The organism is Candidatus Propionivibrio aalborgensis (assembly GCF_900089945.1).
GTDB classification, from domain to species: Bacteria; Pseudomonadota; Gammaproteobacteria; order Burkholderiales; family Rhodocyclaceae; genus Propionivibrio; species Propionivibrio aalborgensis.
The window spans coordinates 1-11,660 of the sequence record NZ_FLQY01000086.1 but is presented as its reverse complement, the minus strand read 5'-3'; the positions used below and the strand labels follow the sequence as shown (position 1 = coordinate 11,660).

At 59.9% G+C, this 11,660-nt stretch carries 11 protein-coding genes; 9 read left to right on the top strand and 2 right to left on the bottom strand.

Annotated features, from left to right (window positions below; genetic code table 11):
- Nucleotides 1-170: 170 nt before the first annotated feature.
- The 6 genes from tsaB to PROAA_RS05580 all read left to right on the top strand — a co-directional run bounded on the left by tsaB (nt 171) and on the right by PROAA_RS05580 (nt 4,269).
- On the top strand, nt 171-848 hold the full coding sequence (gene tsaB / locus PROAA_RS05605) for a tRNA (adenosine(37)-N6)-threonylcarbamoyltransferase complex dimerization subunit type 1 TsaB (protein WP_186410399.1): 678 nt from the start codon (nt 171-173) through the stop codon (nt 846-848).
- Nucleotides 849-1,325: a ribosomal protein S18-alanine N-acetyltransferase gene (rimI, locus tag PROAA_RS05600; RefSeq protein ID WP_186410398.1), complete on the top strand. Its 477-nt coding sequence runs from the start codon at nt 849-851 to the stop codon at nt 1,323-1,325. It begins immediately after the preceding gene.
- On the top strand, nt 1,322-2,137 hold the full coding sequence (locus tag PROAA_RS05595; RefSeq protein WP_186410397.1) for a uracil-DNA glycosylase: 816 nt from the start codon (nt 1,322-1,324) through the stop codon (nt 2,135-2,137). Before rimI ends, PROAA_RS05595 begins: the two co-directional genes overlap by 4 nt.
- 81 nt (nt 2,138-2,218) lie before the next feature.
- Nucleotides 2,219-2,875 carry a LemA family protein gene (locus PROAA_RS05590; RefSeq protein WP_186410396.1) on the top strand — a complete coding sequence of 219 codons (657 nt, stop codon included), beginning with the start codon at nt 2,219-2,221 and terminating at the stop codon, nt 2,873-2,875.
- Between the two features lie 3 nt (nt 2,876-2,878).
- Entirely contained in the window at nt 2,879-3,763 is an 885-nt protein-coding gene (locus PROAA_RS05585; RefSeq protein WP_245664180.1) for a TPM domain-containing protein, read from the top strand.
- Nucleotides 3,763-4,269 carry a TPM domain-containing protein gene (locus PROAA_RS05580; protein WP_186410395.1) on the top strand — a complete coding sequence of 169 codons (507 nt, stop codon included), beginning with the start codon at nt 3,763-3,765 and terminating at the stop codon, nt 4,267-4,269. Before PROAA_RS05585 ends, PROAA_RS05580 begins: the two co-directional genes overlap by 1 nt.
- Before the next feature lie 36 nt (nt 4,270-4,305).
- Here PROAA_RS05580 and lplT read toward each other — a convergent pair whose 3' ends face one another.
- Nucleotides 4,306-5,568 (bottom strand): lysophospholipid transporter LplT, encoded by a 1,263-nt coding sequence (gene lplT / locus PROAA_RS05575; protein WP_186410394.1) that lies wholly within the window; start codon nt 5,566-5,568, stop codon nt 4,306-4,308.
- Nucleotides 5,569-5,739: 171 nt separating this feature from the next.
- Here lplT and alr point away from each other — a divergent pair, with 171 nt between their 5' ends.
- From alr to PROAA_RS05560, 3 genes are read left to right on the top strand one after another with little or no spacing between them, the layout of a single operon-like run.
- On the top strand, nt 5,740-6,834 hold the full coding sequence (alr, locus tag PROAA_RS05570; protein ID WP_186410393.1) for an alanine racemase: 1,095 nt from the start codon (nt 5,740-5,742) through the stop codon (nt 6,832-6,834).
- Between the two features lie 10 nt (nt 6,835-6,844).
- Nucleotides 6,845-8,209 carry a DNA repair protein RadA gene (gene radA / locus PROAA_RS05565; protein ID WP_186410392.1) on the top strand — a complete coding sequence of 455 codons (1,365 nt, stop codon included), beginning with the start codon at nt 6,845-6,847 and terminating at the stop codon, nt 8,207-8,209.
- Between the two features lie 11 nt (nt 8,210-8,220).
- On the top strand, nt 8,221-10,752 hold the full coding sequence (locus PROAA_RS05560; RefSeq protein WP_245664179.1) for an ABC transporter permease: 2,532 nt from the start codon (nt 8,221-8,223) through the stop codon (nt 10,750-10,752).
- Here the strand turns inward: PROAA_RS05560 and prmB are convergent.
- Nucleotides 10,735-11,646 (bottom strand): 50S ribosomal protein L3 N(5)-glutamine methyltransferase, encoded by a 912-nt coding sequence (prmB, locus tag PROAA_RS05555; RefSeq protein WP_186410391.1) that lies wholly within the window; start codon nt 11,644-11,646, stop codon nt 10,735-10,737. The two genes, PROAA_RS05560 and prmB, sit on opposite strands and share 18 nt — an antisense overlap.
- Nucleotides 11,647-11,660: the final 14 nt, after the last annotated feature.

The window sequence follows — 11,660 nt, the reverse complement described above, 5'->3', positions numbered from 1 at the left end:
GGACAGACAGACCGGACGTATGGCGACGATGATCTGGCTACTTTGACCGTGGAAGCAGGATGCGACGTAATCCCGGATGAGATTGAATCCTGTCCGCGCCGCCGCGGGAGGGGCTATTCGTGCAAGGGCACTGCATTACGCGGATTGTCAGGGCGAGTAGTATACGTGCCATGAATGTTCTTGCCCTGGAGACTTCCGTCGATCCCGGTTCCATTGCCCTTTGGTGTGACGGGGAGGTAATCGCCCGCAGTTGTCCGACGGGACTGTCGAATTCCCAAACCTTGCTGCCACTGGTCGACTCGACGCTGCGCGAGGCCGGGCTGAGTTTTGCCGCTCTGGACGGAATCGCTTTCGGGACGGGGCCCGGTTCCTTCACTGGACTGCGTGTGTCCTGTGGCTTGGCCCAGGGACTGGCCGTCGCCCGCGATCTGCCACTGCTCGGCGTGGGAACACTGGAGGCGATGGCGTGGTCCAGTGGCGGCGAGCGGGTCATTGTGGCACTGGATGCGCGAATGGGCGAAGTGTACTTCGGCATGTTCGATCGAGGTGTGCAACAGGGATCGATCGGTGTTTTCTCGCCGGCAGCCGTGCCATTGCCAGAATCCGGCGAATGGCACGCCTGCGGTAACGGGCTGGCAGCCTACCCGGCATTGCGCGAGCGGCTGTCTCCTTGTGTGGCGGTTTGGCAACCCGAATTGATACCCCTTGCCGAAGCACTGGTTCGTCTGGCCGCGCCGCGGCTTGAGCGTGGCGAATGTATCGATCCGGCCGATGCCGTGCCACTCTATGTGCGCAACAAGGTGGCCAGGACCGTGGCCGAGCGATTGGCAGAAGGGGGCAGAGCCTGAATGAATGCGGTGCTGGAACCGTGTATTGCATTCCTGCCGATGAAACCGGCCGATCTTGACGAAGTGCTGGCGATCGAGTGTCGCGTTTGTCCTTTTCCCTGGGGCCGGGGCAATTTTTCAGATTCGATGGCTTCCGGCTACAAGTGCAGAGTGTGCCGTGTGGACGGCGAACTGGTGGGTTATTTTGTGCTTATGCTGGCTTTGGATGATGCACACCTTCTCTCGATCAGCGTAAGGGAAACGCGTCAGAGACTGGGTTACGGGGCACGATTGCTGCATCAGGCGATGAAGCTTGCACGGAGCGAGGGGGCGACCACATTGTTGCTGGAAGTGCGCCCGTCGAACGTGAAGGCGTTGGCGATGTATCGCCATTTCGGATTTCAGCAGATCGGCGTGCGGCGCGGCTACTACCCGGCTGAAGTGGGTCGGGAGGATGCCCTGGTGCTTACGCGTGCGCTGGCAGAAGTTTCGGCATGAGCTTGAGCCGGGACCAGATGCTGGACGAGATGGGGCTGTCGCCGCGGTGGAAATTGCGCCAGCAGCCTTCGGTTGCTCGTGGCGAGAAGCCGACACACGCTACTGCAGCAACAGGTGTGCCATCTTCGACGGATGCGCCCAATGCCGGCAATATGGCGGCGGTTATTGAGGCTCCTGGGTTGTCAGTCGTCACCGGTGCGGAGAGTCCGGAACTGATTGCAGAATTCGGCTGGGATCAGTTGCGTCAAAGCGTTGTCGCTTGTCGCGCCTGCGCGCTTTGTGCAGAGCGCAAGCAGGCTGTCCTGGGTGTCGGTGACGAGAAAGCCAGCTGGTTGTTTGTCGGCGAAGGGCCGGGCGCGGAAGAAGATGCGCGCGGCGAGCCGTTTGTCGGTCCGGCCGGCAAGTTGCTGGATGCGATGCTGGCGGCAATCGACCTCAGGCGCGGCGAGGATGTCTATATCGCCAACGCCGTGAAATGCCGACCGCCCGGCAACCGCACGCCGGAAGCCGCTGAAATGGCCGTTTGTGCGCCGTATCTGAAGCGCCAGATAGCCTTGATTCAGCCCAGGTTGATTGTCCTGCTTGGGCGGGCTGCCGTCCAGGCGGTACTTGGCGAAGAAGGTTCACTCGCCAGCCTGCGAGGAAAGACCTTCACCTACCGTGATGGAGCGCTGGCGATTCCGGTTGTTGTGACTTACCACCCGGCGTATCTGCTAAGAACGCTGCCCGACAAAGCGAAGTCCTGGGAAGATCTCTGCCGCGCTCGCGCCTTGATGCGGGAACTTGCGGCTTCCGAGAGTGCGACTGCCTGAGCGCTCTTGCAGTTTCAACTGGCGTCCCCATCTGATTGAGGTCAAATTCACTTCGTTCATTCCTTCGTGGAGCAAACACTCATGCGCATCAGAATTCTTGCCGTCCTCGCCGTCTTTGTCAGTCTGCTTTCCGGCTGTGGATACAACACTTTCCAGACGGGCGATGAGGCGGTCAAATCGGCGTGGTCGGAAGTCGTCAATCAGTACCAGCGGCGAGCCGAACTGGTGCCCAATCTGGTCAGTACCGTACAGGGCTACGCCAGCCATGAGAAAGACGTTCTGACGCAGGTCACACAGGCTCGCGCCCAGGTTGGCGGAATGCAGGTGACGCCGGAGCTACTCAACAATCCGGAGGCATTTGCCAAGTTTCAGCAGGCACAGGCCGGCCTTTCGGGGGCGCTGTCCCGGTTGCTGGTGGTCGCGGAAAACTACCCGAACCTGAAGGCGGACGCCTCGTTCCGCGACTTGCAGGCACAGCTTGAAGGTACCGAGAACCGCATCACCGTGGCGCGCAACCGCTACATCAAATCGGTTGAGGCCTACAACGTCTCGGTTCGCACATTCCCGAACAACCTGACGGCAATGATTTTCGGCTACCAGGTCAAGCCCAACTTCAGCGTCGAGAACGAACGAGCGATTTCAGTAGCGCCGAAAGTCGACTTCTCGGCGTCGGTACCGCAGACGCCCGTGTCTGCTGCGGTCGAAGGTGGCAAGAGCCCCCAGACGCCCGGATACTGATCCGTGATCGTTCCAAGCCTCAGGCGGTCGGAGTGGCTAGCCGGGCTGTTCCTGCTCTTTGTGGCGGGGTGGGTCGCGGCGCAGACGCTGCAGCCGATCCCCGCGCTTTCCTCTCGGGTAACTGATCTTACGGCGACTCTATCTGCAGATCAGCGCAGCCGTCTGGAAGAGAAACTGGCCGCTTTTGAACGACAGAAAGGCGCGCAAGTTGCCGTACTGATCGTGCCGACCGTCAAGCCGGAAACTATCCCGGAATATGCGCTGCGTGTCGTCGAATCGTGGAAGCTCGGACGCAAGGGCGTTGATGACGGCGTTTTGCTGCTGATCGCCAAGGAAGACAGGAAGCTTCGCATCGAAGTGGGCTACGGACTGGAAGGAGCACTGAACGATGCGACAGCCAAACGCATCATCAGCGAGACGATCAGCCCCCGTTTCAAGCAGGGTGACTTTTACGGCGGTATAGAGTCCGGGTTGGAGACAATGCTCAAGGTGATTGGAGGAGAGTCCCTCCCAGAGCCAGAACAACAGCGCGATGCGAAGAACTCCGACGACGGTCTTGATACGCTGCTCCTCGTTGGGTTCGTGCTCGTTTTCGTCGTTGGCGGTATCGTGCGCGCCATCTTCGGCCGTTTTCTGGCTGCAGGAATCATTGGTGGCGTGGTAGGCATCGTGGCGTCGCTGCTGCTATCTTCGATGCTGATTGCCATTGTGGTTGGCGTTATTGCCTTCCTGGTTTCGCTGTTCAACGGCATGGGCGGCGGAGGCGGGCGTGGAGGAGGGGGTGGCTGGTCGTCAGGCGCCTCGTCCTGGGGTGGCAGTTCGGGAGGTGGCGGGTTTTCGGGTGGCGGCGGAAGCTTTGGTGGCGGTGGCGCCTCGGGAGACTGGTAATGTGGAAAGCCACGATTCTCAGAACCCTGCATCATTTTGTAGTGCCCGACTGGTGGGCGTTGCGGTCATTTCCGAAGTCGACGCTGCTCAGGATCGAGCAGGCCATCGCCGCATCCGAGAGCGCGCACCTGGGCGAATTGCGCTTTGTCGTTGAAGCCAGCCAGTCGTTGCACGGGCTGCTTCACGACCAATCGGCCCGCGCACGGGCGGTCGAGTTGTTTTCGCAACTTGGCGTCTGGGACACCGAACACAATAGCGGCGTGCTGATCTACGTGCAATTGGTTGATCGCCGTGTCGAGATCGTGGCTGATCGCGGAATCAATGCCAGGGTTGAGGAAGGGTTCTGGAACGCGATTTGCCGGCGTATTGAGGCGGCTTACCGGGCAGGCAGTTTCGAACAGGGGACGCTGCTTGCCTTGAACGATGTCACCGCCGTGCTTGCCGAACACTTCCCGGCGACCGGCGATAACCCTGATGAACTGCCCAATGCGCCAGGGATCTGTTGATACGTTGCATCGCGTGTTTTCAGGCAGTGCGCTGGTTCAATTCGTGCCGTCATCGAGGTGGATCACATCGTCGTATTCCCGCTGGTTGGCCTCATGCCGGCGCTTTACGAGAACCATGCTGGTGGTAACGAAGAGTCCGAACAGCGTGATAACCAAGTAAATCGAAAGGTCGAGCTTGATCATGAGGTAGTAGAGGCCGGTCATGACGAGTATCGACAGGTTTTCGTTGAAATTCTGTACGGCAATCGAATGGCCGGCGCCCATCAGGATATGGCCGCGGTGCTGCAGCAGTGCGTTCATCGGCACGACAAAGAAGCCGGAGAGGGCTCCGATGATGACCAGTAGCGGAATGGCCAGCCACACGTAGTGGACGAAATTCATGATCAGGACGATGAGGCCCATGGCGATGCCCAGCGGGATCACTTTGAGCGACTTGCGCAGCGTAATCATCTTGGCGGCACCGATGGCGCCGAGCGCCACGCCAAGTGCGACGGCACCCTGCAGCATGCTCGATTTGGACAGATCGAGGTGCAGGGCTACTTCTGCCCACTTGATCACAATGAATTGCAGGGTGGCGCCGGCGCCCCAGAATAGCGTGGTTACTGCCAACGAGATTTGCCCGAGCCGGTCGCGCCAAAGCAGTGCCAGGCAATGGTTGAACTCACGTAACAGATACCAGGGATTCTTGTGCAGCGCCTTGTGGTCAACACCGGTGTCCGGAATGTACAGGTTGAAGATCGACGCCAGGATGTAGAGGCCGCCGACGATGCAAAGCGCCATTTCGTTGGTGGTGTCGATTCCGGTGTCGAAAAATGGAAAATTCAGCGATAGCAGGTGCTTTGCGATGGCCGGCTGGATCAAGGTGCCGCCGATGACTACGCCCAGGATGATTGCGCCGACAGTCAGCCCTTCAATCCAGCCGTTGGCTACCACCAGCAGGCGGTGTGGCAGGTATTCGGTCAGGATGCCATACTTGGCCGGCGAGTAGGCGGCGGCACCGAGTCCGACGACAGCGTAGGCAAGCAGCGGATGAACAGTGAGAAGCATCAGGCCGCAACCGAAGATCTTGATTGTGTTGCTGATGAACATGACCCGCCATTTGGGCATCGAGTCGGCAAAAGCGCCGACAAAGGCGGCCAGGGCCACGTACGAGACTGTAAAGAAAGTCTTTAACAGTGGCTCGTAGGAGCTTGGGGAATCCATTTCGCGCAGGGCGGCGATGGCAACGATGAGCAGCGCGTTGTCGGCGAGCGCCGAAAAGAATTGCGCCGCCATGATCAGGTAAAAACCAAGGGGCATGGTGAAAACGGATACCGCTCATAGGGAGTGCCGGATTTATACCATGAAAGCCCGGAACTTGTTAGCGCGGCTGATCAGCATTCATTCTGGATCGGACGTTCGTCTTGTATTGAGGCAAAATGCGGTCGATACTCTCGTTCCATCATCGCCAGAGCCGAGGAATCCGATCTCATGTCGCGTCCGATTGAAGCCCGCATCGACCTTGCGGCGTTGCGTCACAACTATCTGATTGCGAAAAGCCATGCAGCCCTCCAGGGCCGACCTGCCAAGGCGTGGGCCGTCGTCAAGGCCGATGCCTATGGCCACGGCCTGATGCGCGCGGCCAAGGCCCTTGACGGCGTGGCGGACGGCTTCGCGCTGCTTGATCTGGCCGATGCCGTGGCCTTGCGCGATTCCGGTTTTCGTCAGCCCATTTTGCTGCTGGAGGGCTTGTTCGAACCCGATGAGGTAACCGTATGTGCCGAATACGGCTTGATTCCGGTTGTTCACCGCATCGAACAACTGCAGATGATCCGGGCCGCCGCCTTGCCGCTGCGTCTGCCGATCTATCTGAAACTCAACACCGGAATGAACCGGCTCGGGTTCACGCTCGAGCAGTTGCCGGCAGTCAGACGCGAACTGGCTGTTTCCGGGGCGATTGGCGCGGTGACGCTGATGACGCACTTTGCCGAAGCCGATGGCGGGCGAGGGATCGACTTTCAGCTTGAACGCTTCGAGACAATGAGGCAAGGCTGGCCCGACACGTCTCCTGTGGAGATTTCTCTGGCCAATTCAGCCGCCATTCTTCGTTATCCGCAGACGGCGCACGACTGGGTGCGCCCAGGCATCATGCTTTACGGCGGCTGTCCCTTTGCCGAAAGCGACGCGGCGAGCTTCAATCTCAAGCCGGTGATGACCTTGCACAGCCGTATCCTGGCCGTCCAGGAGATCAAGCCGGGCGAGCGTGTCGGTTACGGGGGGGTGTTCGAGGCCACGCGACCAACCCGGGTGGGCATCATCGCCTGTGGCTATGCGGACGGCTACCCGCGCCATGCACCGGGTGGCACGCCCATTCTGGTTGCCGGTCAGCGCACCGAAACCCTTGGGCGTGTATCGATGGACATGCTGGCCTGCGATCTGACCGAGTTGCCTGACGCCGGTGTCGATTCCCCGGTCGTGCTCTGGGGCGAGGGCTTGCCCGCCGACGAAGTGGCGGCCGCTGCCGGGACGATCAGCTACGAGCTGTTCTGTGCGCTTGCACGACGCGTGCCGGTCGTCGAGGTCTGAGGAACCGGCTATGGCCAGGGAAAAAACCATCTACGCGTGCACCGAATGTGGGGCCAGTGCACCCAAGTGGCAAGGACAGTGCCCGGATTGCGGTGTGTGGAATACCCTGGTTGAAACGATTGCCGAAAGTACGCCAGTCAATAAGAGCCGATTCGCCGCGCTGAGTGGTGCGTCCCGACTGCAAACGCTTTCGGAGATCGTGGCGAACGAAGAAGATCGATTGCCGACAGGTATTGGCGAGTTCGACCGGGCGCTCGGCGGGGGGCTGGTGTCCGGCGGCGTCGTGTTGTTGGGCGGCGATCCGGGGATCGGCAAGAGCACCTTGCTCTTGCAAGCACTGTCCGAATTGTCGGGGGGCCGGCATGTTTTGTATGTCAGTGGTGAGGAATCCGGCCAGCAGATTGCCATGCGTGCCAGGCGGCTGGCACTGGATACGAAGCAGCTGCAACTCCTGACCGAGATCAATCTTGAAAAGATTCTCGCCCTGTTGCGACTGGAAAAACCGCAGGTGGCGGTTATCGATTCGATCCAGACGCTGTGGTCGGATCAGTTGAGTTCGGCGCCCGGCTCGGTGGCCCAGGTGCGCGAGTGTGCGGCGCAGCTCACACGACTGGCCAAACAAACCGGAGTGACCGTAATTCTCGTCGGTCACGTGACAAAGGATGGTGCCTTGGCCGGGCCGCGCGTACTTGAGCATATGGTCGATACCGTGCTTTATTTCGAGGGCGACACGCATTCGAGCTTTCGCCTGATTCGTGCTGTGAAGAACCGCTATGGCGCGGTCAACGAGATCGGCGTTTTCGCCATGACCGATCGCGGCTTGAAGGGCGTGAGCAACCCTTCGGCAATGTTTCTGTCGCAGCATGGCCAGGAGGTTCCCGGCTCCTGCGTGCTGGTTACCCAAGAGGGGACGCGACCGCTACTGGTCGAGATTCAGGCCCTGGTCGATCAGTCGCACGGCAACCCGCGACGCCTCACCGTCGGCCTCGATGCCCAGCGCCTGGCGATGCTGCTCGCGGTTCTGCACCGTCACGCGGGTATCGTCTGTTTCGATCAGGATGTTTTCGTGAATGCCGTCGGTGGCGTCAAGATCAGCGAGCCGGCCGCCGATCTTTCGGTGTTGTTGGCGATAGTATCATCGTTAAAAAACAAAGTATTACCGAGTAAACTTATTGTATTTGGCGAGGTTGGATTGGCGGGTGAGATACGACCCGCACCGCGTGGCCAGGAGCGGCTGAAGGAGGCCGTCAAGCTCGGTTTTACGCGGGCGATGATTCCTGAAGCCAACAAGCCCAAGCATCCGATTGCCGGAATAGAGGTGATCGCCGTGCGTCGGGTTGACGAAGCGATGAATCGCTTGCGCGAACTGGATTGAGATTCACGCCAATGAGCATGCTCGCTTTTTCCCTGCGCATGCTGCGCCGTGACCTGCGGGCCGGTGAGCTTCACCTGCTGGTGGCGGCGTTGGTGGTTGCGGTGGCGGCCCTGACTGCGGTCGGCTTTTTTGCTGATCGCGTACGTCAATCACTGGAGCGCGAGGCCAATCAACTGCTCGGCGCCGATCTGCTGCTCACGTCGGACCATTTATGGCCGCCGAACTTGGCTGCAGACGCTCGCGGACGGGGTTTGGCTGTCGTTGAAACTCGAACTTTTCCGAGCATGGTTACACTGGGTGAAGGCGACAGCCTGCGCGCCCATTTGGCTGAAATCAAGGCGGTTTCAGAGGGTTACCCTCTGCGCGGGAGTCTGCGAATCGCACCCGGTCGCAATGTGGCCGATTCTCCGGCAAGCGGGATTCCGCAAGCGGGAACGATCTGGATCGACGAGCGGCTGGCATCGTCGCTTTCTGCCAAGGTTGGGGATACCATTTCGGTGGGGATGCTCGCTCTGCGCGTGGCTGCCATACTGACGCTTGAGCCGGATCGAGGTCTAAATTTCTTCAGCGTGGCGCCGCGGCTGCTGCTCAATATCGCCGATCTGGAGGCGACCGGATTGATCCAGCCAGGGAGCCGTATCACCTATCGTCTTCTGCTGGCGGGTGAGGCAACCTCGGTGACTGCATTTCGCAGTCAGGTCGAGACTTCACTGCAGCGTGGCGAGCGAATTGAAGATGCGCAGAACGGGCGGCCCGAAATCCGCACAGCTCTGAATCGGGCGCAAACCTTTCTCGGTCTTTCGGCTCTGTTGACAGTGGTACTGGCGGCCGTTGCCATCGCATTGGCGTCGCGGCGTTATATGCAGCGGCATCTGGACCCCTGTGCGGTGATGCGCTGTCTGGGTGCGACGCAGGGGTTTCTGCTGGGTGTATTTCTCGGCCAGTTCGCATGGCTCGGGCTGTTTTCCGCGGTCCTGGGTTGCGTCATCGGATATCTTGCGCATTTCGTGCTGCATGCATGGCTCGCTCAACTGCTGGCGACGCCATTGCCACTCCCCGGCCTGTTGCCTGCATTACAAGGCAGTGTCATCGGTGTGTTGCTGTTATTCGGGTTTTCTGCGCCGCCCCTGATTCAGCTCAAGCGCGTTTCGACGCTCCGTGTGCTGCGGCGTGAGTTTTCTTCCGGCAGCATTCCGCCATCGCGTTTGCTTGCAGGTTATGCAGTGGGATTTGCGGCACTGGCTGGCTTGATGTTCTGGATCGCCGGAGAAGTCCGTCTTGGCGCTTACGTGGTTGGCGGGTTTTCAGTCGCGATGCTTTTGTTTGCGCTCGTGTCGCGTGTGGTCATTCGTTTTGCCGCCCTGCTGCGAGGCGGTGCGCGGCCAGGCGCTCGCCAGGGGGGCATCGGTTGGCGCTACGGCCTGGCCAGTCTTGAGCGGCATCATGCGGCTAGTGTGGTGCAGATCGTCGCCCTGGCATTGGCTTTCATGGCGCTGCTCCTGCTGACGGTCACGCGGAACGACATACTTGATGCCTGGCGCCAAGCCCTGCCACCGGAAGCGCCGAACCGTTTTGTCGTGAATATACAGCCGGACCAGCTTGACAGCGTCCAGGGTGCCTTCGCTGAGGACCAATTGAGCGCCGAGTTTTCGCCGATGGTGCGTGGCCGTCTGGCCAGGGTGAATGATGTGGAGGTCGGTCCTTCAAGCTATGACGATGAACGCGCCAAGCGTTTGATCGACCGGGAGTTCAATCTCTCGTACCGGATGGATTTGCCGGAAGGAAATGAAGTGACGGCGGGGCGCTGGTTTTCAGAGGCCGATGAGGGGCGTGGCGCGGCGTCGGTGGAAGTCGGTCTGGCCGCGACACTCGGCCTGAAGCCGGGTGATCGGCTTGAGTTTGTCATCGCGGGTGAGCAGGTCACGATGCAGGTGATCGGCTTGCGCAAGCTGAATTGGGATTCGATGCGGGTAAATTTTTTCGTACTGACCCCGCCCGCAGTCCTGAAGCCCTACCCGGCGAGCTGGATTACAAGTTTCTACCTGGCACCCGAAAAGGCTGATTTCGTAAATCGTCTGATTGCCGAGTTTCCCAATCTGACGGTGGTTGACGTCGCAGCGATTCTGCAGCAGTTGCAGTCGGTCATGAATCGGGTGGCGCAGGCTGTTCAGTTCATCTTTCTGTTCACCCTGATGGCCGGAATCATTGTTCTTTATGCGGCGCTGGCCTCGGCGACCGATGAGCGGCGTTATGAGCTGGCGGTGATGCGGGCGCTGGGTGCACGGCGCGAGCAGTTGCGAGCTGCCTTTCTTGCTGAATTCGCGACTATCGGTGGCTTGGCTGGCCTGATTGCATCGCTGGGCGCCATTGCAGTCGGGCAGTTGCTGGCAGAGATGGTTTTCAAGTTCGAGGTGGCGATCGATATTTCGCTTCCGTTTGCCGCGATGATCTGCGGAGCGGGGCTGGTAACCGGCGCCGGCTGGTTTGCGGCGTCCCGACTGATGAACGTGCCTCCCTTTGAAGCCTTAAGATCCGGCGGCTAGCCCGGGCAGTTCTTCTCGGCGCAGCAGAAAAACGAAACGATCCCCGGCGCTGGTATCCAGCCAGGTGAACAAGGTTTCCGGGAATGCCTTTTCCAGATCGTCCCGGTTGTGTCCGATCTCGACCACCAGCAGGCCATTCGGATTGAGGTGTCCGGCTGCTTCCTTCAGCAGAATTCGTACGAAATCAAGACCGTCCTTGCCACCAGCCAGCGCGAGCTCCGGCTCGCGTCGGTACTCATCCGGCAGGCTATCCATCGATTCTGCGTTGACGTAGGGCGGATTGGAAATGATCAGGTCGTAGCTTTGACCCTGGACCCCTGCAAAGGCGTTGGACTGGACGAGGCGCAGGCGTGAACCGAGGCCGTAGTCCTCGACATTGCGTTTGGCTACTGCGAGGGCGTCGGGCGAGAGGTCAAGGGCATCGACCTTTGATTCCGGGAAAGCGTGGGCCGCGAGGATGGCCAGACAGCCGGAACCGGTGCACAGATCCAGAACGCGGGTCACCGCCCACGGATCGTCGATCCATGGACTGAGTTGTTCGCGCAGTAGCTCGGCGATATGCGAACGCGGGACAATCACCCGTTCATCGACGTAGAAACGGTAATCGCCAAGCCAGGCTTCGTTGGTCAGGTAGGCGGCTGGAAGGCGAGCAGCGATACGGCGTTTGATCACCTTGAGCACGGCGGCGCGTTCGTCGCTGGTCAAGCGGGCATCCATGAATGGATCCAGACGATCAAGCGGCAACTTCAGCGTGTGCAACAGTAAATAGGCGGCCTCGTCCCAGGCGTTATCGTTGCCGTGACCAAAAAACAGTTCGGACTCGATAAAGCGACTGACAGCAAAACGCATCAGGTCGCGCAAGGTTGAGAGTTCGTTTTGGGCTTGATCAAACATATCAGGGCAGTAGT

Coding starts and splice junctions, on each gene's coding strand:
- tsaB (WP_186410399.1), top strand. CDS start 171: ATGAATGTTCTTGCCCTGGAGACTTCCGTCGATCCCGGTTCCATTGCC.
- radA (WP_186410392.1), top strand. CDS start 6,845: ATGGCCAGGGAAAAAACCATCTACGCGTGCACCGAATGTGGGGCCAGT.
- PROAA_RS05595 (WP_186410397.1), top strand. CDS start 1,322: ATGAGCTTGAGCCGGGACCAGATGCTGGACGAGATGGGGCTGTCGCCG.
- lplT (WP_186410394.1), bottom strand. CDS start 5,568: ATGCCCCTTGGTTTTTACCTGATCATGGCGGCGCAATTCTTTTCGGCG.
- PROAA_RS05560 (WP_245664179.1), top strand. CDS start 8,221: ATGAGCATGCTCGCTTTTTCCCTGCGCATGCTGCGCCGTGACCTGCGG.
- PROAA_RS05580 (WP_186410395.1), top strand. CDS start 3,763: ATGTGGAAAGCCACGATTCTCAGAACCCTGCATCATTTTGTAGTGCCC.
- prmB (WP_186410391.1), bottom strand. CDS start 11,646: ATGTTTGATCAAGCCCAAAACGAACTCTCAACCTTGCGCGACCTGATG.
- alr (WP_186410393.1), top strand. CDS start 5,740: ATGTCGCGTCCGATTGAAGCCCGCATCGACCTTGCGGCGTTGCGTCAC.
- rimI (WP_186410398.1), top strand. CDS start 849: ATGAATGCGGTGCTGGAACCGTGTATTGCATTCCTGCCGATGAAACCG.
- PROAA_RS05590 (WP_186410396.1), top strand. CDS start 2,219: ATGCGCATCAGAATTCTTGCCGTCCTCGCCGTCTTTGTCAGTCTGCTT.